The organism is Flavobacterium sp. IMCC34518, assembly GCF_027111095.2.
GTDB classification, from domain to species: Bacteria; Bacteroidota; Bacteroidia; order Flavobacteriales; family Flavobacteriaceae; genus Flavobacterium; species Flavobacterium praedii.
The window spans coordinates 3,736,626-3,759,536 of sequence record NZ_CP114284.2; the positions used below are offsets into that span (position 1 = coordinate 3,736,626).

General features: G+C 32.1%; 18 protein-coding genes and 2 tRNA genes. 5 read left to right on the plus strand and 15 right to left on the minus strand.

Going from position 1 to position 22,911, the window contains the following annotated elements; genetic code table 11:
* Positions 1–92: 92 nt before the first annotated feature.
* The 7 genes from OZP06_RS16000 to OZP06_RS16030 all read right to left on the minus strand — a co-directional run bounded on the left by OZP06_RS16000 (position 93) and on the right by OZP06_RS16030 (position 11,886).
* Positions 93–821, minus strand: coding sequence for a TIGR00730 family Rossman fold protein (locus OZP06_RS16000; RefSeq protein ID WP_269222762.1), 729 nt, complete (start codon positions 819–821; stop codon positions 93–95).
* A gap of 183 nt (positions 822–1,004) precedes the next feature.
* Positions 1,005–3,842 (minus strand): excinuclease ABC subunit UvrA, encoded by a 2,838-nt coding sequence (uvrA, locus tag OZP06_RS16005; RefSeq protein ID WP_281323965.1) that lies wholly within the window; start codon positions 3,840–3,842, stop codon positions 1,005–1,007.
* 278 nt (positions 3,843–4,120) lie between these two features.
* Complete coding sequence (locus OZP06_RS16010; protein WP_281323966.1) at positions 4,121–5,914, minus strand: chloride channel protein; 1,794 nt, start codon at positions 5,912–5,914, stop codon at positions 4,121–4,123.
* 83 nt (positions 5,915–5,997) lie between these two features.
* Complete coding sequence (locus tag OZP06_RS16015; protein ID WP_281323967.1) at positions 5,998–7,782, minus strand: long-chain fatty acid--CoA ligase; 1,785 nt, start codon at positions 7,780–7,782, stop codon at positions 5,998–6,000.
* Between the two features lie 382 nt (positions 7,783–8,164).
* Positions 8,165–9,322: a serine protease gene (locus OZP06_RS16020; protein WP_281323968.1), complete on the minus strand. Its 1,158-nt coding sequence runs from the start codon at positions 9,320–9,322 to the stop codon at positions 8,165–8,167.
* A 294-nt stretch (positions 9,323–9,616) separates the two neighbouring features.
* Positions 9,617–11,305 (minus strand): gamma-glutamyltransferase, encoded by a 1,689-nt coding sequence (gene ggt / locus OZP06_RS16025; protein WP_281323969.1) that lies wholly within the window; start codon positions 11,303–11,305, stop codon positions 9,617–9,619.
* On the minus strand, positions 11,302–11,886 hold the full coding sequence (locus tag OZP06_RS16030) for an acyl carrier protein phosphodiesterase (RefSeq protein WP_269222764.1): 585 nt from the start codon (positions 11,884–11,886) through the stop codon (positions 11,302–11,304). Before OZP06_RS16030 ends, ggt begins: the two co-directional genes overlap by 4 nt.
* Positions 11,887–12,122: 236 nt before the next feature.
* Here OZP06_RS16030 and glmM point away from each other — a divergent pair, with 236 nt between their 5' ends.
* Positions 12,123–13,511, plus strand: coding sequence for a phosphoglucosamine mutase (gene glmM, locus OZP06_RS16035; protein ID WP_269222765.1), 1,389 nt, complete (start codon positions 12,123–12,125; stop codon positions 13,509–13,511).
* Positions 13,512–13,554: 43 nt separating this feature from the next.
* Here glmM and OZP06_RS16040 read toward each other — a convergent pair.
* A tRNA-Pro gene (locus OZP06_RS16040) sits at positions 13,555–13,628 on the minus strand.
* A 424-nt stretch (positions 13,629–14,052) separates the two neighbouring features.
* Between OZP06_RS16040 and OZP06_RS16045 the strand changes: the two genes are divergently transcribed.
* The gene (locus OZP06_RS16045; RefSeq protein ID WP_269222766.1) at positions 14,053–14,697 is read left to right on the plus strand and encodes a hypothetical protein; all 645 of its coding nucleotides are present in this window, start codon (positions 14,053–14,055) and stop codon (positions 14,695–14,697) included.
* A 133-nt stretch (positions 14,698–14,830) separates the two neighbouring features.
* Positions 14,831–16,318: an aminotransferase class V-fold PLP-dependent enzyme gene (locus tag OZP06_RS16050; protein WP_269222767.1), complete on the plus strand. Its 1,488-nt coding sequence runs from the start codon at positions 14,831–14,833 to the stop codon at positions 16,316–16,318.
* 141 nt (positions 16,319–16,459) lie between these two features.
* Here the strand turns inward: OZP06_RS16050 and OZP06_RS16055 are convergent, their stop codons facing one another.
* The 3 genes from OZP06_RS16055 to OZP06_RS16065 form a co-directional block, all read right to left on the minus strand.
* Positions 16,460–17,329 (minus strand): lysophospholipid acyltransferase family protein, encoded by an 870-nt coding sequence (locus tag OZP06_RS16055; protein ID WP_281323970.1) that lies wholly within the window; start codon positions 17,327–17,329, stop codon positions 16,460–16,462.
* A 103-nt stretch (positions 17,330–17,432) separates the two neighbouring features.
* Positions 17,433–18,302, minus strand: a complete 870-nt coding sequence (locus OZP06_RS16060; protein WP_269222768.1) for a lysophospholipid acyltransferase family protein — start codon at positions 18,300–18,302, stop codon at positions 17,433–17,435.
* Between the two features lie 81 nt (positions 18,303–18,383).
* The gene (locus OZP06_RS16065) at positions 18,384–19,262 is read right to left on the minus strand and encodes a lysophospholipid acyltransferase family protein (protein ID WP_281239766.1); all 879 of its coding nucleotides are present in this window, start codon (positions 19,260–19,262) and stop codon (positions 18,384–18,386) included.
* Positions 19,263–19,386: 124 nt separating this feature from the next.
* On the opposite strand from OZP06_RS16065, the gene OZP06_RS16070 reads away from it, so the two are divergent.
* Together OZP06_RS16070 and OZP06_RS16075 are read left to right on the plus strand one after the other, a co-directional pair.
* Positions 19,387–20,025 (plus strand): rhomboid family intramembrane serine protease, encoded by a 639-nt coding sequence (locus tag OZP06_RS16070; protein WP_269222769.1) that lies wholly within the window; start codon positions 19,387–19,389, stop codon positions 20,023–20,025.
* 30 nt (positions 20,026–20,055) lie between these two features.
* Positions 20,056–20,751: an SIMPL domain-containing protein gene (locus OZP06_RS16075; RefSeq protein ID WP_281239764.1), complete on the plus strand. Its 696-nt coding sequence runs from the start codon at positions 20,056–20,058 to the stop codon at positions 20,749–20,751.
* A 127-nt stretch (positions 20,752–20,878) separates the two neighbouring features.
* Here OZP06_RS16075 and OZP06_RS16080 read toward each other — a convergent pair.
* The 4 genes from OZP06_RS16080 to OZP06_RS16095 form a co-directional block, all read right to left on the minus strand.
* Positions 20,879–20,959: transfer RNA gene (locus OZP06_RS16080), tRNA-Tyr, on the minus strand.
* A 172-nt stretch (positions 20,960–21,131) separates the two neighbouring features.
* Positions 21,132–21,470: a TlpA disulfide reductase family protein gene (locus OZP06_RS16085; protein WP_281323971.1), complete on the minus strand. Its 339-nt coding sequence runs from the start codon at positions 21,468–21,470 to the stop codon at positions 21,132–21,134.
* A 66-nt stretch (positions 21,471–21,536) separates the two neighbouring features.
* Complete coding sequence (locus OZP06_RS16090) at positions 21,537–22,292, minus strand: DUF4369 domain-containing protein (protein ID WP_281323972.1); 756 nt, start codon at positions 22,290–22,292, stop codon at positions 21,537–21,539.
* Positions 22,293–22,512: 220 nt separating this feature from the next.
* On the minus strand, positions 22,513–22,746 hold the full coding sequence (locus OZP06_RS16095; RefSeq protein WP_269222772.1) for a hypothetical protein: 234 nt from the start codon (positions 22,744–22,746) through the stop codon (positions 22,513–22,515).
* Positions 22,747–22,911 lie beyond the last annotated feature (165 nt).

Here is a 22,911-nt window from a genome sequence, read left to right on the forward strand (position 1 = left end):
ACTAATACAATTTACAAAATATTAAGAAAAGTTAAGTATTTTTAGTCAAAATATTGCAAAAAAAAGAGCCATCTTTATAACGGCTCTCTCTATCAAAAATTTGGACTCAAATCATATTTTTTATAGAATTTATCCAAAACATCAACTACTTCATCTTCGGTATCCACGAGTTTAAATAAATTCAAATCTTCGGCACTTACTGTATGTTCTCTTTCTATCAGCACTGTTTTTATCCAATCGATTAATCCCGACCAAAACTTTGTTCCTACTAATATTATTGGAAATCTACCTATTTTTTTGGTTTGAATTAAAGTAATCGCTTCGAATAATTCGTCCATTGTTCCAAAACCTCCAGGCATCACCACAAATCCTTGCGAATATTTGACAAACATCACTTTTCGAACAAAGAAATAATCAAAATTTAGATTTTTATCTCGGTCAATATAAGGGTTAAAATGTTGCTCAAATGGCAATTCGATATTCAATCCCACCGAAGTTCCACCACCCAAATGCGCTCCTTTGTTACCCGCTTCCATAATTCCTGGACCGCCACCAGTAATCACTCCATAGCCTGCTTTACTGATTTTGAAAGCAATTTTTTCAGCCAGTAAATAGTATTGGCCTTCTGGTTTTATCCTCGCCGATCCAAAGATAGTCACACAAGGCCCTATGCGGCTCATCGTATCATATCCATTTACAAACTCGGACATGATTTTAAAAATTGCCCAACTATCATTGGTTCGTATCTCATTCCAAGTTTTTCTTTTCAGTTTATCTTGAATTACTTTATCTTCATCATTATCAAAATCTTCTAATCTCATATTTAATTATTTATTTAGGAGCTATTTCCAGCTATCCACTTGTATCTTTTCTTGTCTCGTTAAAAAAAAACGAGACAAGAAAAGGATACCGTTTCTATCTGGGCTAGGGCATCCGTTTTCAATTTAACTTTTGGTTTAAAAATTAATCTTTGTCAAAGTTCAAAACTTTGACAAAGCTAAACACTAAGCTAACTCTTTTTTCAAAAACTGCGCTGTATAGCTTTTTTTATTTTTTATAATTTCCTCTGGCGTACCTTTGGCGACAAGCTGTCCGCCACCTTTTCCGCCTTCGGGACCGATGTCAATAATATAATCGGCTAGTTTGATAACGTCCATATTATGCTCGATAATCAAGATGGTATTTCCTTTGTCTACCAATTTGTTGATCACATCCATCAACACTCGTATGTCTTCAAAATGCAAACCTGTTGTTGGTTCGTCCAGAATATAAAACGTGTTTCCAGTATCTTTCTTGGATAATTCTCCTGCTAGTTTGATGCGTTGTGCTTCACCACCAGAAAGTGTAGTGCTTTGTTGTCCAAGTGTAATATAACCCAAACCAACATCCTGAATCGTTTTTACTTTTCTATAAATTTTTGGAATCATTTCAAAGAACGGAACTGCCTCATCAACAGTCATATTCAATACATCCGAAATGGATTTCCCTTTATAGCGAATCTCCAATGTTTCTCTATTGAAACGTTTACCTTGGCAGGTTTCACATTCTACATAGACATCGGGCAAAAAATTCATTTCTATGGTTCGAACTCCAGAACCTTCACAAGTTTCGCAACGCCCGCCTTTGACATTAAAACTAAAACGACCTGCTTTATATCCTCGAATCATACTCTCGGGGGTCATTGTGAATAAATTACGGATTTCGGTAAAAACCTCAGTGTACGTAGCAGGATTCGAACGCGGTGTTCGTCCAATCGGACTTTGGTCAATATCAATCACTTTGTCGATATGTTCTAAACCTTCAATTTTTTTATAAGGTTTTGGAATTTTTACGCCATTAAAATAATAGGCGTTCAAAATAGGGTAGAGGGTTTCATTGATCAAAGTCGATTTGCCACTACCAGAAACGCCAGTCACACAAATCATTTTGCCCAACGGCAAATCAACCGTCACATTTTTTAGGTTATTTCCTGTGGCTCCTGATAGTTTTAGAAATTTACCATTTCCTTCACGACGTTTTGTCGGTATTTCCAACTTCATTTTTCCATTCAAATACTGAGCTGTTATCGTATCCGATGCCAATGTTTCGGCAGGAGTTCCAATACTGATGATTTCTCCTCCAAATTTCCCTGCTTTGGGACCAATATCAATTACATAATCGGCTCTTTCGATCATGTCTTTATCATGTTCTACCACAATTACAGAATTTCCGATGTCGCGCAATTGTTCCAAGGAATGAATCAATTTGTCATTGTCTCTTTGGTGCAATCCTATACTTGGTTCATCCAAAATGTACAAAACGCCGACCAACTGTGACCCAATTTGTGTCGCCAATCGTATGCGTTGTGCCTCACCACCCGAAAGCGATTTGGAACTTCGACTCAAAGCCAAATAATCCAAACCTACATTCATCAAAAAAGCCAATCGATCTTTGATTTCCTTGATTACTTCGGTTGCAATTCTTTTTTGTTTATCGGATAAATGTTGATCTAATTCCAAAAACCAAACCGTTAAATCCGAAATATCCATATCACACAATTCGGATATGCTTTTTTCGTAGATTCTAAAATAGTTGGCTTCTTTTTTCAAACGAGAACCTTCGCAAATAGGACATTTTACTTCATCCATAAAAGCCGAAGCCCATCGTTTTATTATTGTTGAACCACTTTCATCGTGTTGGTTTTTTATAAAATGGGAAATCCCTTCAAAATCAATTTTATAATCTCTGGCAACTCCTAAAATTTCAGAATTGATGGTGAATTTTTCTTTCCCACCGTTCAAAATCATTTCCATTGCTTCTGCAGGAATTTTTTCGATGGCATCGGTCAATTTAAAACTATATTTTTCACCTATTATTTCCAATTGCTTGAACATCCAAGATGATTTGTATTCGCCCAAAGGTGCAAAACCACCAGCTTTGATGGATAATTTAGGGTTTGGAATAATTTTGTCAACATTAATTTGATTGACAGTTCCCAATCCGTTGCAGTGCTCGCAGGCCCCTTTTGGCGAATTGAACGAAAATAAATTGGGCTCCGGATTTTGATAGGATATTCCAGTACTTGGACACATCAAATTCCGACTGAAATAGCGTACTTCATTGGTATCTTGGTCTAAAACCATCAATACATTTTCGCCGTGATGCATGGCTGTATTAATACTTTCGGACAGCCTTTTTTCCTCAGCCGCCCCCGAAAGGGGAGCTACCTCGATACGATCAACTACAATTTCTATATCATGGGTTTTGTAGCGATCGAGTTTCATTCCTGTTGTAATTTCCCTGATTTCGCCATTTATACGAACTTTGAGGAAGCCTTGTTTGGTTATTTGCTGAAAAAGTTCCGCATAATGTCCTTTTCTGGCACGGATGACCGGAGCAAGTATGTTTATTCTTTTCCCAGTAAAATCCTGAATAATTAAATCTTTAATCTGATCATCCGAATACGAAACCATTTTTTCGCCGGTATTGTAGCTGTAAGCATCGGCACCACGGGCATAAAGCAAACGCAGGAAATCATAAATTTCGGTAATCGTTCCTACTGTAGAACGTGGACTTTTGCTGGTTGTTTTTTGTTCAATAGCAATAACAGGGGAGAGGCCATCAATTTTGTCGACATCGGGACGTTCTAAACCACCAAGAAATTGCCTCGCATAAGCCGAAAATGTTTCTACATAACGGCGTTGCCCTTCGGCATAAATAGTATCAAATGCCAAAGAGGATTTTCCCGAGCCCGAAAGTCCGGTAATAACTACCAGTTTTTCTCTGGGAATGGAAACATCTATATTTTTAAGATTGTGAACTCGGGCACCTTGAACTTCAATCGTATTGTTTGTATCTAGCATAATTTTTGCAAAAAAGCAAAGTTACCATTTTGATTGCTACTTTTAATAGAACAGTATGGAAGATTGTGTTAAAAAACAGGGTTGCGTTTTGATTTAAGATTGACGATTTCTATGTTCTTGAAATAAAGAAAATCGTTTTGTTTGTTGTAAAGGTCTTAGGTATGCGTGAGGGATAGAGCAAGGCGCCATAGCGCTCGTGATAGCCCGACGCTGTTGTGTACATGGGCCTATAAGCGGCACGAATATTAGCCCATGTACACAACAGGGTCACGCCCAAATTATTCTATTGTCATCGATTTTAACTTGGTTCTATAGGCTTCCAGAGCTTCGGATTTGGATATAAAGCCATAATATTTATCGTCACTAATAACAGGAAGATAGGCTTTTCTTGAGGATTCGAATTTATTCATAACTACTTCCATATTATTGAAAGGGTAAATAACGGCAGTAGGTTGCACCATAATTTCTTTCACCAAAGTATATTTTACACGATACGAATTGAAAATAATTTCCCGAACATCATTAAAATGTACGATTCCTAATAGTTTATTCTCTTTTGAAACTACAGGGAAAATAACTTGATTGGAATGCGATATTAAATCTACTAATTTCTCAAGATTTTCATCGGGTGATATGGTAAGATAATCTCTATGTATAATGGCGTTTGTGTCTAAAGTCGATAGTACATTGGCGTCTTTATTGCTCGTAAAAGCATGTCCTTTTTTGGCCAATCCCTTAACATCCAGAGAATGTACTTCAAATCGTTTTGAAATGGCAAAACTTATGGATGATACTATCATTAAGGGGATCATTAATCCGTAACCTCCTGTAATTTCGGCTATTAAGAAAATGGCCGTTAGTGGTGCATGAAACAATCCACTCAAAATACCTGCCATACCAACCATGGTAAAGTTACTAATGGGTAAATTGGTTAAACCTGTTAAATTCAAAAATTTAGAAAAGAAAAAGCCAACGTAAGAACCTAAAAATAGGGAAGGAGCAAAATTCCCTCCATTACCGCCACTCCCCAACGTTATGCCGGTTGCAAAGGCTTTTAGCAAAAATGAACATCCAACAAATGCCAATAATGCCCAACTGTTATTTCTAAATCCTCTAAAAAGGGTATTTTCTAATAATTCACCAGGGTCACTATCTGATAATGATCGTATGCTTTCGTATCCTTCACCAAAAAGTGTTGGAAAAATAAATATCAAAAGGGCTAATATGGATGCGCCAAAAAGAGCTTTTTTGTAGGTAGATAATCGTATGTGACTAAAAAAATGTTCTGTCCTTTGAAAATTACGTGCGTAAAATACAGCTACAAATCCTGTAAACAAGCCAAGAAGTATATAATAGGGTGTGTTGTGGTAATTAAAAGTTTGACGACTGGTGAAATTTAATAATATGGATTCGTCTAAAGCAATTGCCGATACTAATGCTCCTGTTGCGGCAGCAATCATAATTGGTGTAAACGCCGAAATACTAACATCTACCAATAAAACTTCAACGGCAAAAAGTACTCCTGCGATCGGCGCGTTAAAAGCTGCCGCTATCCCAGCGGCTACACCACAACCTATGAGTAAGGTTCGGTCTTTATAATGTAATTTGTATTTTTGGGCATAATTAGAACCAAATGCAGCTCCAGTAATAACTATGGGACTTTCAAGTCCCGCTGAACCTCCTAAACCAACAGTAAGGGAACTGGTAAGAATTTGAGCGTACATTTGTTTTCTTGGGATAATACTTGCTTTTTTGGCTACAGCATATAAGATTTGTGATGTTCCTTTTTCTATAGTTCCTCCCAAAAACCGTTTTACAACAAATACAGTCAGCATTATCCCAATAATTGGCAACATTATTTTTAAAAAACCAACTTTAAGAAAGTTTGTATGAATAGTGACATAAGTGGCAAATCTAAAAACCCAGTGCGCAAAAGTTTTTAGAATAATTACTGCCAAAGCAGATGAAATTCCAACTAAAACACTGGATAAAAATATAAATTGCTTCGGTGTTAATAACGATTGTGATAAAGCAATAATGTTTTCTATTTTTGAAATATATTTTTTAAACATTTATTTTTTGAAGATTGTTTTACACAAAAATTGATCTTTATAAAATTATTAAAAAAAGCAATAAGAATTGTAAATATTAATTTCTAATAGCGACCATACAATTTTTCATAAATTGCTTTGTACTTTTCCATAATAACTGTCCTTTTTAATTTTAAAGTTGGTGTCAATTCACCAGTATCAATGGACCAAACTGCAGGTAATAAAGTATGCCTTTTTATTTGTTCCCAATTGCCTAAATTAGAATTTACTGATTCTATTTCTTCATTAATTCTGTCTTTTATAATTTTGTTTTCAACAATACTTTGAAAAGAAGTAACGTCAATAGTGTCATATTTTTTTGTAATAATCCATGATTTGATAAAATCAAAATCGGGAACAATTAAAGCACATGGCATTTTTTCGCCAGCACCAACTACAATAGCTTCTTCGATAAAGTTGGATGCTTTTAATTTGTTTTCAATAACTTGTGGCGCAACATATTTACCTCCTGAGGTTTTGAACATTTCTTTTTTTCTATCGGTAATTTTCAGGAATCCTTCACTATCTAAATGTCCGATATCTCCAGTTTTAAAAAAACCATCTGCAGTAAAGTTTTCAGCAGTTAATTCTTTTTCTTTGTAATATCCCATCATTACATTTTCTCCTTTAACTAAAATTTCACCATCATCTGCTATTCGTAATTCCATATTCTTTAATGGTTTACCAACAGATCCTACTTTATATTCACCTTTTTTCCATTGCGGTCCAGAAATAATTGGAGCCGTTTCGGTCATTCCGTATCCTTCTAAAATAGGAATACCAGCAGCATCAAAAATTTTAATTAATTTGGTTTGTAATGGTGCGCTTCCGCAAATTAATGCTTTGATTTCTCCACCAAGAGCATCTTTCCATCTTTGGAAAATTAGTTTTCTAGCTATCTTTAATTTAAAATTATACCAAAATGATTTTTCTTCAAATGGCTCGTATTGATTGGCTAAGTGCAAAGACCAGTCAAAAATTAATCTTTTTATTTTTCCTAGTTCATTGGCTTTAGAAAGGATTTTGTCATAAATTTTCTCAATCATTCTAGGAACAACTGTCATTATTTCGGGCTTTATATCCTGAGCATTTTCTCCTATTTTATCAATTGATTCGGCAAAATAGATCTCGACTGAATCCAATTGAAAACGATACAATCCCATTCGTTCAAAAACATGACAAATAGGTAGAAAGCTCAATGCTCTTTTTACATTTTTGGGCATGCAATCCGAAATATAGATAATGTTTGAAATCAAATTACGATGTGATAGCATTACTCCTTTTGGCTTTCCAGTTGTTCCAGAAGTATATATAATGGTTACTAAATCTTCCGTTTGAATTGAGTTTTTTATATTTTCTAGCTCAGAGTCACGAGTGCTAATTTTACCTATTTGATGTAAAACTGCTAAATTTCTACAATTTTTGAATTTTTTAAAACCAAAAATTTCCTGAAGAGAAGGAACTAAACCTTTAATTTCTTCAATTTTATCTAATAATTCCACATCTGATACAAAACAAAATTTAACCTCGGCATGATTTAGAATATATTCAAAATCGGCATTTGAAACAGTAGGATAGATGGGTACCAATATAGCACCTACCTGTTGAACGGCCATATCCACAAGATGCCATTGTGTGCAATTTAAATGTGTTACTATGGCTATTTTATCATCTTTTTGTACTCCAATTTCTAATAATGCTTTACTCAATATTTGTGCTTTTTCTAAAAAAGAGATTGTAGATTCTCTTTGCCAAACTCCATTTTCTTTTGTATTGAAAGCATGAAGTAAGGCCTTGTTGTTTTTTTGATAGACAGGAATATCGAATAATCTTTTTATATTGGAGTACATTGTGTTGGTTTAAAAAATTAGAATTTAATTATTATGAAAAATAAATTCACTAATGAAATTAGTATTTTTATTTTTATGATTACCTAAAAAAGTATAATCTTTTGAAAAATATTATTTTTTGTAAATAAAATACCGTTTAAATCTATAGCTATTTTTTAATCTAAAATTTGCAAGAGAAGACTACAATGTCCGGAATCATATTCAAAACATGGCACTTTGTATTATTTTTAAATAGTAAAGACAAACGTCTTGCATTTATATAAATAGTACACGGGCAGTAATTTTTTATTGCATAATGTAGCTTCGAAATAAAGTCTAATTCTGAAATCGGGTTAACGGTATTCTAAATTGTTTTGTTTAAAGTTGTTTTGAAAAAGTGTAGTTATTGCATCAAAGACATGGCGTGTTTTGCAACAATTCCAAAATTATATCCTTGCGCCTCGTCATATCCAGCATAATTGATAGCAATAAGTTGTCCACATTCATTAAAAACAGGTGAACCACTAGCTCCATGTGTAGAGGTAACATTATATTGAATACTTACACCATCAGACTCTTTATTGATTTGCCCTTCATAAACTTGAACTTTAATTCCTCTACGGGTATTGGCCAGTTGTAATCCCATTGGGTAACCAATTAAAATAGCATTGGTGCCAGGTTTTAATGAAGCATCATCTTTTACGGCATTATCCAAATCGACAATATCGGATACAGAAGCAGGTAAGGTTTCGCTTGAAAGTTGTAAAATTGCTACATCAACTTCATCACCATCAGCAATTTTTAGGACTTTACATTGCAACCAATCATCTTTAGAACCATGTAATGCCACACTTATTTCAACTGTTTTAGGAACAATCTCTACATCTTCAAGTTTTGTATAGGTAATTTGGCTTGTGATTGCTTTTTCTTCTGATTGATTATCAGATATTAAGTCATTTACTTCCGTGTTTACACTTGAAGAGTCCACATTGGCAACTGGTGTAGTTGTTGCTACAGGAGCATCTTCTTCAGAATAATCTTCCTCTCCTTCATTTCCATAATACTCATTCCAATGGGATTCGAGATACGTTTTATAGTCATTTTTATCAATAGAATCTGGTAGAACAGCAGCAATGTGGTCTTTTAATTCACTAAAATCTTCCGATTTATTTTCAGTATATTTCCATGGTTCGGCTACATGATGATTGGTAACAATTTTTCCGTCCTCAGAAACAAAAAAACCGGTCCCAGAAATTGTTTTTTCTTGTAATGAACTATCATCCACTGTAATTTGAAATGGTTCAGATCCTTTAATAGAAATTTCCAAAGCATATGTATGTTTGACAAGAACCACAGCATCCTTGTATTTTTCATAAATGGCAGTTTGATTATTGAGACATACAATTTCTTTTTTATGAAATTTTGCCCAAACCCTTGGGATGATTATTAAACCAAGGACAAATAATCCGCCAATTAGTAAAGCAATTTTTTTATTTCTAGCTTTATTGTTGTTTTGAGAAGTACTTGCATTATTATCTTTTGAAGATTGATTTTCAGACATTTTATTCCATTTTTAAAAGCAAATTTAATAAAAGAAAACCCACTAAATAAAAGCTATTTTGTTTTAATTGAAAAAAAGAATTTAATTTTAATTAAATAGTTGTATACTAAATGTTTGCACTTTCAAGTTAAACAGAAAAGTTTATTATAATTTGAAATTTCTAAATTTTAAACTGTTAGCTGAAATTATTTTTTACTCAAAGAAACACAGAATTTATTGTGCAGAGTCAAGAATCTAATGCAATTTTATAACCAAGCAATGTATAAAATTGCAGTCCTTTATACAATCCAATGACTAGAATCCAACGGCTTTATCATCACCTCTAAAATCGGCACCTCCTTCTATTTTACCATCTGGAAGAACTAAAATAGCATCAACTTTTCCGATTACAGGAGTCGTTTTTTCGTTGATGATGTATCCTTTGCCTTTTAATTTTTCAAAAGTATTCGTATCAAATGTGTTTGGCTCAAAAGTAATAATATCTGGTAGCCATTGATGATGAAATCTCGGTGCATTTACCGCTTCTTGCATTCCTAAATTGTATTCGTATACATTGAGAATAGTTTGTAAAACAGAAGTTATAATAGTTGATCCTCCAGGTGATCCCACAATCATAAACAATTTTCCTTTTTTTTCGACTATTGTGGGAGTCATTGAACTCAGCATTCTTTTTTGCGGAGCTATACTGTTGGCTTCATTTCCTACTAATCCAAACATATTGGGTTCGCCGGGTTTAGAACTAAAGTCGTCCATTTCATTGTTTAGAAAAAAGCCCAATTCGTCACAATAATACTTGGAACCATATCCATCATTTAGAGTTGTAGTTGCTGCAATTGCATTCCCAAAAGGATCAACAATAGAGTAGTGGGTTGTCTCTGTACTTTCATTATAGTTAACTGTCCCTTCTTTAATTTCAGAGGATAAAGTTGCCTTACTTACATTAAAACTTGACATTCTTTCTTTTAAATAATCATCAGCCATCAAAGCTTTTAACGGAATTTTTACAAAATCAGGATCGCCTAGAAAATAACTTCTATCGGCATAGGCTCTGCGTTCGGCTTCTACAATAAGTTGAATTGATTCATCCGAATTGTGCCCCATCTTGGATAAGTCATAAGGCTCAATCATTTTAAAAATCTGTGCCAGACAAATACCGCCACTGCTTGGTGGGGACATCGAAATTACGTTTAAATCTTTATACTTAAAAGAAAGAGGAGTTCTCCATTTAGCCTCATATTTTGCCAAATCTTTCATCGTTATAATTGAACCTTTTCCTTGAAGGTATTTTACTAAAGTTTTGGCGGTTTGTCCTTTGTAAAATTCATTTCGACCATTTTTGGCAATCCTTTTTAATGTTTGGGCCAAAACAGGATATTTAATGGTGTCCTTTTCTTTGTAAACAGTGGCAAATTTGGTATTTACTCCATTTGCTTTAATAATAGATTCTCTGTAATCATTCAGCCTTTTTTCTTGTCTTCGGGTAACAACAACCCCTTTTTCGGCCAATGCAATAACGGGTCTCAAAATTTCATTCATTGACATTGAACCATATTTATCATGAACGGCAAAAATTCCAGCAATGGTTCCGGGAATACCAATTGCAAGAGCCGTTTCGGTACTTTTTCCTTTAATAACATTTCCGTCTTTATCTTGAAACATATTTTTGGTAGCGGCCAAAGGTGCTTTTTCTCTATAGTCTAGTGAGCCAATATCTCCATTGGCTTTTCGAAATACCATAAAACCGCCACCACCAAGATTTCCTGCGTACGGATAGGCAACTGCCAAAGCCAATTCGGTGGCTACCATGGCATCGAAAGCATTTCCTCCTTTTTGCATAATTTCTCCTCCAATTTTAGAAGCTTCTTCTCGTGCTGAAACCACCATTGCTTTGTCAACAACGAGTCCATTCCTGCTATTAATCACCTTTTGAGCAAAACAGTTTAAACTTATGCTGATTAAAAAAAGAAGAATACTTTTTTTCATAACGTTATTAATTTTAGTTTGGATTCAATTCTTAAATCTTCGAAAAAAGTTGTAAATTCTTGTTCAAATTCGGAATAATATGCAACAAGTTCATTTGGAGAAAACCGCATTTTCGACTCGTTTTTAGTTCTACTATCCATTTGTGTCAAAATTCTACTGATTCCCTCAACGGTTTGGTAACTTACTAACCAATTGTATTCAATCATATAAGGCATCATGCCCTTGGTTCTTTCGGATAAAATATCATAATTATCACGTAAAGATTGATAAAAATTTTCAGTGAAGTCTACTAAGGATTCACCTGAAAAATTACTCCAATTTTTGGCCAAAAAATGATCATAAAAAACATCTACAATTACGCCTGCATAATGATGATAATTTTGATGCAAACGTTTGGTACTTTCTCTAAAAACAGGATGTGCATCGGTATAAGTATCAATAAAGCGATGTAAAACAATTCCTTTTTGGATTTCTAGAGGATATTTTTCAAAATGTTTTCCCCTTATTCCATCCGCCATAAAGTTTCCGATTTTTATCAAATCGTTATCACCAGATAAATAAATGTGTGCAAGGAAGTTCATTTTTATTAAGTTACTAAGTTTCTTAGATGCTGAGCTTCTAAGTTTACATTCGTAAATGTATAAACTTTTTTACTGTTTATTTCATAAAATAAAACATCAGAGTTAAGGAATGATTCTTAATATTATCAGAAACTCAAGAATTCAAGAACCTATTTTTATAAAACTTAGCGTCTCAGCACCTCAGAAACCCCGCAACTTTTTTATATTTGTATTAAAATAACCATTAATTTTAAAAAATGACTTTAATAAAATCAATATCCGGTATTCGAGGAACAATAGGAGGGAAAGTAGGGGATAATTTAACCCCTGTTGATGCTGTAAAATTTGCTTCAGCGTATGGAACTTGGCTAAAAAATTATTCTAAAAAAGATAAATTAACTGTTGTTGTAGGTCGTGATGCTCGTATTTCGGGACCAATGATTCATAATTTGGTAATCAATACACTTATAGGATTAGGAATAAATGTGATTGACTTGGGGTTGTCTACAACTCCAACTGTAGAAGTTGCGGTTCCTTTGGAAAAAGCCGATGGTGGAATTATTCTAACAGCTTCTCATAATCCAAAACAATGGAATGCATTGAAGTTATTGAATGAAAAAGGAGAGTTTTTGAATGGTGCTGAAGGGGAAAAAATTCTTCAAATTGCCGAAGATGAAGCTTTTGATTTTACAGATGTTGATAATTTGGGTGAAATTACTCAAAATGACGCCTATATGGACATTCATATTGACGAAGTTTTGAACTTACCTTTAGTAGATGTTGAAGCAGTAAAAGCGGCTAAATTTAAAGTAGTCGTTGATGGTGTTAATTCATCAGGAGGGATTATTATTCCAAAATTATTAGAATTAATGGGTGTTGAAGTGGTAAAATTATACTGTGAACCCAACGGACATTTTCCTCACAATCCAGAACCTTTGAAAGAACACTTAACTGATATTTCAGAGTTGGTAGTTAAAGAAAAAGCGCATTTAGGTGTAGTTGTTGACCCAGATGTAGATCGTTTGGCTTTTATTTGTGAAGACGGTGAAATGTTTGGTGAAGAATACACTTTGGTTGCTTGTGCTGATTATGTTTTGAGTAAAACGCCAGGAAATACAGTTTCCAATATGTCCTCTTCTCGTGCATTGCGTGATGTGACCAACAAACATAACGGTACTTACGAGGCCAGCGCTGTTGGTGAAGTAAATGTAGTAGAGTTGATGAAAAAGAACAACGCAATCATTGGTGGTGAAGGAAATGGCGGAATCATTTACCCAGAGTCACATTATGGTCGTGATAGTATGGTAGGTGTGGCTTTGTTTTTGACTCATTTGGCCAACAAAAAAATGTCTGTTTCGGCTTTACGCGCTTCGTATCCTGAATATTATATGAGCAAAAACAAAATCGAGTTAACACCACAAATTGATGTTGATGCAATTCTTGTCGCTATGACTGATAAATATAAAAATGAAGACATTACTACCATTGATGGTGTGAAGATCGATTTTGCAGATAATTGGGTTCATTTAAGAAAATCGAATACGGAACCTATTATTCGAATTTATACCGAAGCATCTAGTCAGAAACTGGCAGATGATTTGGCCTTGCGAATTATTGATGAAATAAAAGCTGTAGCTGGAATATAAAAAATAAAAAACCGACATAAATGTCGGTTTTTTTTATGCTTTGTCGGGATGACTGGATTCGAACCAGCGACCCCTAGCACCCCATGCTAGTACGCTACCTGGCTGCGCTACATCCCGATTATTTCTAAATGCAAATATATTTTTTTATATAAAATAAAAGAAATATTCGCTTGCTTTTTCATGGATAGTTTATGCAAAGAATCCACATTGAATTTATAAATATATAATAATTCAATTTCCTTTTTGTTACAATAGGGTTGCACCGAGGAAAATCAAAATAAACTATTTTGAATTTCAAATTGGTATTATTTCATTGCGAAGCCAAATTATTTAATAAAATTTTAGTCTTGTAAACTATTTTAAATAAAGAAATGAAGTTCAATGTATGTCAAAAGAAGCATTCAATAATTAACTAATTAAATTGATATTTTGATGGTAAAAACAATTATTAATATCGTAACTTTAGGGTTCATTTAAATATAAATTATGATCTATAAAACAAAATACTCAAAGAATAATCTAAATAAACACAATGCTAATTATGAAAAATATATTTTTTAAAATAACGTTTTTAACTGTTTTTGGAAGTTTTACAAATTTTATAAATGCCCAAAATTCTGAAATAAATGCTACCAAAATTGGCAAAAGCAGAAGTAATATTCAAAACAACAAAGCACCTCAAGACAATTTGAAGCAAGTTTATTGCAATATTATATTAAAATGTGCGGATGGGAGTTGCACTGTTGATTATATAAATACTGGTAGCACAAAAGACAATGCAATCACAAATTCATCAGAAAAGAGACTACATAAGCCTTTTGTGATTATAAAAGAAATTGATGCTAAAACTGCAATACATAATGATGAAATTAATTCTCAAGAAATTAAAAGGGAATTGTCAAAAGAAAATAATCATGTACAATTAATAAGTGATGTAACGGCAAAAATAACTTGCGAAGGAGGAGCAACAACTGTAACAAAATTATTTCCAATAGCCAGTAAATACACTTTGCCAATTAATTGTAAGAACGGAATTTGTGATCTTGAATTATACTGGAGTTGGGGTGCACCACATGCTAGTAAGTCTAAAATATATGCCGGTGGACGATTCGAATTAGAAATGGAAAATGGAATTTGTACTAATATGTATTTAAATACAAAAGATACTTATGTGACTAAATATTAATGCTAGAAGCATTGATGAAATTGTTAATTGTATAAAATAATTTCATAAAAATATATTCTTTAAAAAATGAAAAGATTAGAAAATTTTCAGTTAAAACAAAAAGCAATATATTTGATCCCAAATTAAAAATGCAATGAGTACAATTAAAGTTCAAACACAATTAGAACAATATTTTCAACAATTTCGTAATAATATAATAGGAATTGATCAAGAGTTTGAATCCCCTTATGGTCAGCAAAAAATAATATATACGGATTGGACTGCTAGTGGTCGTTTGTATCGACCAATAGAAGAAAAACTAATTAATGACTTTGGACCGTTTGTTGCCAATACCCATACTGAAACTACTGTTTCTGGAACTGCAATGACAAAATCCTATCACCATGCCCGTCACATTATCAAAAAACATGTAAATGCCAATTTAGATGATGTTTTAATTACAGATGGAACCGGAATGACAGGCGTAGTCAATAAATTTCAACGAATATTGGGTTTAAAGGTTCCCGAAAACCTAAAGGATTTTATCAATATTCCAGCGGAGAAAAAGCCAATTGTTTTTATTTCACACATGGAACATCACTCCAATCAAACTTCGTGGCTTGAAACAATTGCTGATGTAGAAGTAATTCCATCTTGTGAAGATGGTCTTTTTAGTTTAGAAAATCTTTCCATTTTACTAGAAAAACACAAAGAAAGAACCTATAAAATAGCTTCTATTACATCTTGTTCTAATGTAACAGGTTTAAAAACACCTTATCATCAAGCTGCTAAGTTAATGCATCAACACAATGGTGTTTGCTTTGTTGATTTTGCTTGTTCTGGGCCTTATGTTAAAATTGATATGCATCCCGAAGATTCCGAATCCTATTTGGATGCCATTTTCTTTTCGCCCCATAAATTTTTGGGGGGACCAGGAACATCTGGTGTATTGGTTTTTAATAAAAAATTATACCATAATATGGTTCCTGATTGTCCAGGTGGAGGTACAGTTTCATGGACAAATCCTTGGGGAGAGCACAAATACATTGACAATATTGAAGATCGTGAAGATGGTGGAACTCCTGGATTTCTTCAAGTTATCAAAATAGCATTGGCTATTCAATTGAAAGAGCAAATGGGAATTGATAATATTCTAAAACGCGAACAGGAAATTGTGGAGTATGTTTTTGACTCTTTAGGAAATATTTCTAATCTAAAAATTCTTGCTGGACAACATCATAATCGATTGGGTGTAATTTCATTTTTTGTTGAAGATTTACATTTTAATTTAGGCGTGAAATTATTGAATGATAAATTCGGAATTCAAACTCGTGGTGGCTGCAGTTGTGCTGGGACTTACGGCCATTTTTTATTACACGTAGATCAGGAAGCTTCCAATAAATTAATTGACGAAATTAGTTTGGGAGATTTAATAAGAAAGCCAGGCTGGATTAGAATGTCTATTCATCCTACAACGACAACCAATGAAATAGAATATGTATGCAATAGTATCAAATCTTTAGTCGAAAATCATAAAAATTGGGCTTTAGACTATAATTATAATAAAGAAACCAACGAGTTTATTCATAAAAATGCTATTGCTGTTGAAGATTCATTAGTTCACGATTGGTTTACTTTATAAAAAATCTACGTTTCAAAAATTATAAATCAATAATAGACAATTAAAAAAACTCACTCATTTTAAAGTTTTATTCTCTAAAAGGGTGAATTTTTATTTTTTCAACTTTATAAAAAACTAAAATTTACACGTATTTTAAAAAAATCAACGTCGGTATTTCCATCTTCTATGTGTCCATAAATAATATTCAGGTTCTTCATAAATCTGTTTTTCTAAAAGTTTTAAATATTGATCAGTAAGTTGATAATTCGGAGCTTCTTTTGGATTAGTAGAAATAGTTTCTAAAGTGGCTTCGTAATATCCACGTTTTATTTTTTTAGTATTAAGATAAACCAAATTCATATTATATCTTTTGGACAACATTTCGGCTCCAGTATGCACAGGAACTTCAATACCCATAAATTTTTCCCAATGAAAAGCAGATTTAATATGAGGTGATTGATCGCTGGCAAAACCATATACAGACAATATATTATTCTTACTGTTTTCGATTATGGTAGGAATTGTTTTTTTAGTTGTGACTAATTTAGCATTAAATCTGGAACGTATTTTATGAACCAATTTGTCAAAATAGGGGTTTTTTAATTGTTTGTAAATCCCATATGATGAAAATTCTGAATAATAATTCAAAGATATAATCCATTCATAATTAGCGTAATGAGAGCAAACAATAGCGATACTTTTGCCTTGCTTTTCTAATTCTTTATAAACTTCAATGTTTTTGAACACAAATCTTTTACAAATTTCATTTTTTGAGATATTTAAAGTTTTTATCATCTCCAAAAACACATCACACATGTGGTGATAAAATTTTTTTTCTATAATAAAGCGTTCTTCGTCTGATAAATGAGGTAAGGCTAAGGCTAGGTTTTCCTTTACTGTTTTTTTACGATATTTTACAATTCGATATACGAGAAAATAAACAATATCAGAAAATATATATAGTAATCGAAACGGTAAAATTGAAATTAACCAAATTATAGGATAAACTAATAAATATATGAAGTATTGCATTTATTTAAAATTTTTACAAATATAAATAAATAATCTTTTTCTTGAATAAAATAGGTGATTCTTGATTTAAAATAAAATCTGTAAAGCACTTAATTTTAAGTTGTTATCTTTTGTGTTTCCATCGCTTGTGGGTCCATAAATAAAATTCAGGTGCTTCTATAATTTGCTTTTCTACGAGTTTAAGAAACTGATCCGTAATTTCATAATTAGGAACTAGATTAGCATTTTCAGTCAGTACTTCAATAGTGGCTTGATAAAAACCTCTTTTTACTTTTTTAGTTTTAAGAAAAACTATATTCATGTTGTATTTTTTGGACAACATTTCGGCACCGGTATGAACTGGGACCTCTATTCCCATAAATTTTGCCCAATGATGTGCAGCTCCTTCCTTTGGTGATTGATCACTGGCAAAGCCATAAACAGAGAGTTTTTTATTTCTGTGATTGGTTATGATTGTGGGAATTGTTTCTTTGGTTGTTATTAATGAGGCATTATATTTGGACCGAATAGAATGTACTAATTTATCAAAATAAGGATTTTTGATTTTTTTATAAATACCATAACCTTGAAATTTAGTGTAATAATTCATAGAAACTACCCATTCGTAGCTTGCATAATGTGCACACATAATTGCAACGCTTTTATCTTGTTTTTCAAGTTCGGCATATACTTCATAATTATTAAAAACATATCTTTTGCAAATTTCATCTTTAGAAATGGTCATTGTTTTGATCATTTCCAAAAACATATCACATAAATGCCGATAGAATTTTTCTTCGATAATCAGTCGTTCTTCATAGGATAAATGGGTTAATGCCAAAGCCATATTTTCTCTAACGACTTTTTTTCGATAACCAATTATTCGATATATAATTACAAAAACAAAATCAGATAAAAGATAAAGTATTGGAAAGGGTAAAATTGAAATACTCCATAAAATAGGGTATACAAGTAAATATAGGATATATTGCATTAAATATAATTTCTGTAAATATATATTAAATAATTTTGTTTGATCAAAAGTTTTAACTTTTAAGGGAAATTATAGTATGCTTTATTTTTGATCTTTTCTATGTTTCCAACGTTTATGTGTCCATAAATAATATTCTGGTGCTTCATAAATTTGTTGTTCTACTAATTTTATGAAATGATCTGTGATTTGATAATTTGGGGTTTCTACAGCATTTTGAGAAAGTATTTCGAAAGAAGCTTCATAATATCCTCGTTTTACTTTTTTAGTTTTCAAGAAAAGTACATTCATATCATATCTCTTAGCAAGCATTTCGGCTCCAGTATGAACTGGTACTTCTACCCCCATAAAACTTGTCCAATGTTGAGCGGAATTGATTTTTGGTGTCTGGTCACTACCAAATAAATAAAGGCCTTTTTTATTTTTCTGATTATTTTCTATAATAGTTGGAATCGTTTTTTTGGTAGTAATTAGGGTTACATTAAATATAGATCTAATCCTATGAACTAACTTTTCGAAATAAGGGTTCTTAATTTGTTTGTATATGGGATAAACTTGAAAATCAGAATAAAAATTAATTGCGGGCGACCATTCATAACTTGCATAATGTGCCCCCATTAATGCGATGCTTTTTCCTTGTTTTTCTAAATCCTTATAGAGATCCAAATTGGTAAAAACAAAACGTTTGGTAATTTGTTCTTTTGAGATGTTCATCGTTTTAATCATTTCCAGAAACATATCGCAAAGGTGTTTATAAAATTTCTTTTCGATAATTAGCCTTTCACTATCTGTTAAATGAGGTAATGCTAAAACTAAATTTTCTTTAACCGTTTTTTTTCGATATCCAATCAAATAATAAACAATGATATAAGTTAAATCTGAAAATAAGTAAAGTATGCGAAAAGGAAGAATTGAAATTGCCCAAATAAATGGGTAGGCAATTAAGTAATTAAGATATTGCATTGATCAAAAATTTTCGGTAAAGATAAAATAAATATTCACTTTTGTTTGATAGTTTGTGAGTTCATTAGGATTTAGAATTATAATAATAATTAGATTTACAGTAAAATTATAAACCTACTTTTTTATGAATGCCATTTTAATTGCAATTATTGTTGCCAATGTACTGATAAGTTATAAAGGATTTAATGATCCTTATTTTTTTAGAAAATATGAATTTCATATTGGCAGTATTCGTGCTGGAGAGCAAATTAGATTGATTTCATCTGGTTTCCTTCATGCTGACATGGGGCATCTGTTTTTTAATATGTTGACACTCTATTTCTTTGCACCTGTTGTTTTTAACTACTTGGGGGAATTTTCATTTGTATTGATTTATTTTGGAAGTTTGATATTTGGAAGTTTGTTGACAATGTTATTTCATAAAGATGATTATAATTATAGAGCAGTTGGCGCTTCTGGAGCAGTGACGGGAGTTTTGTATTCAGCAATATTATTACAACCTGATATGATGTTAGGATTGTTTTTTATTATTCCAATTCCGGCTTATATTTTCGGAATTTTATATTTATTGTATTCCATTTACGGAATGAGAGCAAAGAATGATAATATTGGTCATACTGCACATTTTGGAGGTGCAATAGGAGGGTATTTAATTACTATAATGAGAAATCCGGATTTAATACAAGAACATGCTTTAATGACCATTTTGTTAGCAATACCAATAGTTATTCTTTTTGTGATGGCTAAAACAGGGAAAATTTAAAAATTAAAATCAATATATAAAATCAATACTATGAAAAAATTAATTTTGTTTGTTATTTGTATGTTTACAGTTTTGGCCTATAGCCAAGAGGTTAAACCAATTCCCCAAATAAGCGTCATGGGAGAAGGAAAAGTAAAGGTAGTTCCAGATCAGGTTGTTATTTTAGCAACTGTAGAAACAAAAGGGAACAATGCTAAAGAGGTCAAAAAACAAAATGACATTCAAATGGATGCTGTTTTAAAACTACTAAAAAGTATGAATCTAGCACCATCCGATTATAAAACCAAAAGAGTTTCATTGAATCCCCAATATGATTATGAAAAAAAGAAACACTCTTATAATGCAACACAAACGATAGAAATACTTTTGAGAGATTTATCTAAATATGATGAATTGATGGAGGGTTTAGTTACACAAGGAATTAACAGAATAGATAATGTTACTTTTCAATCTTCAAAGTTGACGCAATATCAGTCTGAGGCTAGAAAATTGGCCATGAGAGAAGCTAAAACTAAGGCAGACGATTATGTTTCGGTTTTGGGACAAAAAGTCGGAATAGCAATCACTATAAATGATAATTCACAAACATATTACCCTCAACCGGTATATGCAACTATGAAAACAATGTCTATGGATGAATCTGCGGCAGCTCCCCCAAGAGAGACATTGGCAGTAGGAGAAATTGAAATTATTGCCAATGTTAGTGTAAGTTTTAAATTGGAATAAATTAAAGATGCTTCATTTTATTACTGAATATTCTCAAATTGAATCCTATTTTATTTTTTTGATGAGATAGGATTTTTTTTGGGAATTTGAATAAAAAAAACGCTTCAATTTCTTGAAGCGTTTTTTGTGGGGAGAGCAGGATTCGAACCTGCGAAGTTCACACAGCAGATTTACAGTCTGCCCTCGTTGGCCGCTTGAGTATCTCCCCGAGCCTTATTTGGTAACGCTTATTGCGTTATCCGGGTGCAAATATAGAGACAGTTTTTAGTTTTACAAACTTTTTTTGCACTTTATTTTATTATTATTTTTAATGTATTGGTATTGAATAAAATAAAAAATCTCCACTAGGGAGATTTTTTGTTTTTTAGAAGTAAAAGGTATTATTTCCCTAATAATTCTATGATTTTTGCTTTTAATTCGTCGCCTCTTAAATCTTGAGCAACTACATTTCCGGATTTGTCCAGAATAAAAGTAGCAGGTATGGATTCGACTTTATATTGTTTTGCAATAGGATCTTCCCAGCCTTTAAGATTAGAAACTTGTGTCCAGATCAATTTGTCTTTTGCAATAGCGTTTTTCCATTTTACAGGATCTTCGTCAAGGGAAACACCAATTATATTTAGGCCTTTCGTATGTAATTCAGAATAAATAGCTACTACATTTGGATTTTCTTTTCGGCATGGACCACACCATGATGCCCAAAAATCTACAATTGTCACTTTTCCTAAACTCTCTTTTAGAGTAATTGTTTTTCCTTGCGGATTAGGAGCAGCGAAATCTGTCCTTCATTTTGCTACTGGAGCTGCAGGAGTACCTGAAGCTGAAGAAACAGAAGGTGTTTTTAATTCTGCCAATTTTGTTTTAATTGCTTTACCGGGTTTAGAGTTTTTTAATGCCTCATCAAGTGTATTGTACATTGTTTCAATTTTTTTTGAATCAACAGTTGGATCACTGCTCATTCCTTGAATAATTAATGCACTAATAAAAGATTTTGGATGTGTATTAGCGTAGTCTACATACTTAGTTTTTGAAGTTGCACCAATTTCAGTTTGAATTTGTGTGTATTGTTTCATTAAAGCATTGATAGTTGCAGTATCTTTAGCTTGTTGTGCCATTTGCATTTTTTGCATATTTAATGTTTGGAAATCCATCAAAGGCTTTTGGATTTTAGTGATTTCGTCATTAAATTTTACATACTCATCATTATTATAAGTACCTGAAACTTTAGATTTTTGAATTGTATCTTTGTTTATAACAATTGCAATATCACCATTTTCTAAGATGAAAGGAACTTTTGCTTGTGCACCTTCAATTTGTAAAGTATGAAAAGCTGGTTCAGTAATTTTTCCTTTAATTTCGAACTTTCCGTTTTCAATTTTTACAGTATCTACAGCGATCAACATCCCTTTGTCATCTTGAGTTTCTAGAACAACTGTTTTTCCGTTTTCAAATCCTTTCGCAGTTCCTGAGATTGTGTATTTGTCTTTGTTACAAGAAGTAAGTAATACAGCTGTAGTAAGAAATAAAATAATTTTTTTCATTTTTATTAGTTAATTGTTTAAAGGTTACAAAAGTATTTAAAATTATAAATTAATAACAACTTTAGTCGCTAAATTTATGTTATAATTTTCTAGTATTTAGAGTTATTAAAAACCTATTAATTCTTAGGGTTAAAATATTGATATCGTTAGGAAATAAACCGTATATTTTTCCTAATAATAGGTTATAAAAAAATAATTTAAAAAGGACTTTTTTTTGGTTTTATTGTTGGGTTTTATATCCTTCGTTTTCTAAAAGATGCGATTCAATATGTTCAATTTCATTTAAAGTTATTTTAATATTTAAATTAACTTCTCTTAAGTCTTTATGTAAATGCGAACAAACAGGATTTGATTTAAGTTTAAAATCTATTTCAGATTGAATTAATTTAAGTTTTTCATACGTTCGATGTGCATTCTTGTATTGTTTTCGGTAAATGTTGTCTGATTCATTCATGGTTTTGTTTTTTAGTTATATACTTTGGGTAGGCTAATTTATTAAAAAACCTGTTAAAAAAACGTTAATAAAATCAATATTTTTTAATTAAAATTTTCTAATATTTTTAACAATCCAAAAAATAAAATAAAAAAAGCACTCTATTTTAGAGTGCTTTAATACCAT

Coding starts and splice junctions, on each gene's coding strand:
- OZP06_RS16000 (WP_269222762.1), bottom strand. CDS start 821: ATGAGATTAGAAGATTTTGATAATGATGAAGATAAAGTAATTCAAGAT.
- uvrA (WP_281323965.1), bottom strand. CDS start 3,842: ATGCTAGATACAAACAATACGATTGAAGTTCAAGGTGCCCGAGTTCAC.
- OZP06_RS16010 (WP_281323966.1), bottom strand. CDS start 5,914: ATGTTTAAAAAATATATTTCAAAAATAGAAAACATTATTGCTTTATCA.
- OZP06_RS16015 (WP_281323967.1), bottom strand. CDS start 7,782: ATGTACTCCAATATAAAAAGATTATTCGATATTCCTGTCTATCAAAAA.
- OZP06_RS16020 (WP_281323968.1), bottom strand. CDS start 9,322: ATGTCTGAAAATCAATCTTCAAAAGATAATAATGCAAGTACTTCTCAA.
- ggt (WP_281323969.1), bottom strand. CDS start 11,305: ATGAAAAAAAGTATTCTTCTTTTTTTAATCAGCATAAGTTTAAACTGT.
- OZP06_RS16030 (WP_269222764.1), bottom strand. CDS start 11,886: ATGAACTTCCTTGCACACATTTATTTATCTGGTGATAACGATTTGATA.
- glmM (WP_269222765.1), top strand. CDS start 12,123: ATGACTTTAATAAAATCAATATCCGGTATTCGAGGAACAATAGGAGGG.
- OZP06_RS16045 (WP_269222766.1), top strand. CDS start 14,053: ATGAAAAATATATTTTTTAAAATAACGTTTTTAACTGTTTTTGGAAGT.
- OZP06_RS16050 (WP_269222767.1), top strand. CDS start 14,831: ATGAGTACAATTAAAGTTCAAACACAATTAGAACAATATTTTCAACAA.
- OZP06_RS16055 (WP_281323970.1), bottom strand. CDS start 17,329: ATGCAATACTTCATATATTTATTAGTTTATCCTATAATTTGGTTAATT.
- OZP06_RS16060 (WP_269222768.1), bottom strand. CDS start 18,302: ATGCAATATATCCTATATTTACTTGTATACCCTATTTTATGGAGTATT.
- OZP06_RS16065 (WP_281239766.1), bottom strand. CDS start 19,262: ATGCAATATCTTAATTACTTAATTGCCTACCCATTTATTTGGGCAATT.
- OZP06_RS16070 (WP_269222769.1), top strand. CDS start 19,387: ATGAATGCCATTTTAATTGCAATTATTGTTGCCAATGTACTGATAAGT.
- OZP06_RS16075 (WP_281239764.1), top strand. CDS start 20,056: ATGAAAAAATTAATTTTGTTTGTTATTTGTATGTTTACAGTTTTGGCC.
- OZP06_RS16090 (WP_281323972.1), bottom strand. CDS start 22,292: ATGAAAAAAATTATTTTATTTCTTACTACAGCTGTATTACTTACTTCT.
- OZP06_RS16095 (WP_269222772.1), bottom strand. CDS start 22,746: ATGAATGAATCAGACAACATTTACCGAAAACAATACAAGAATGCACAT.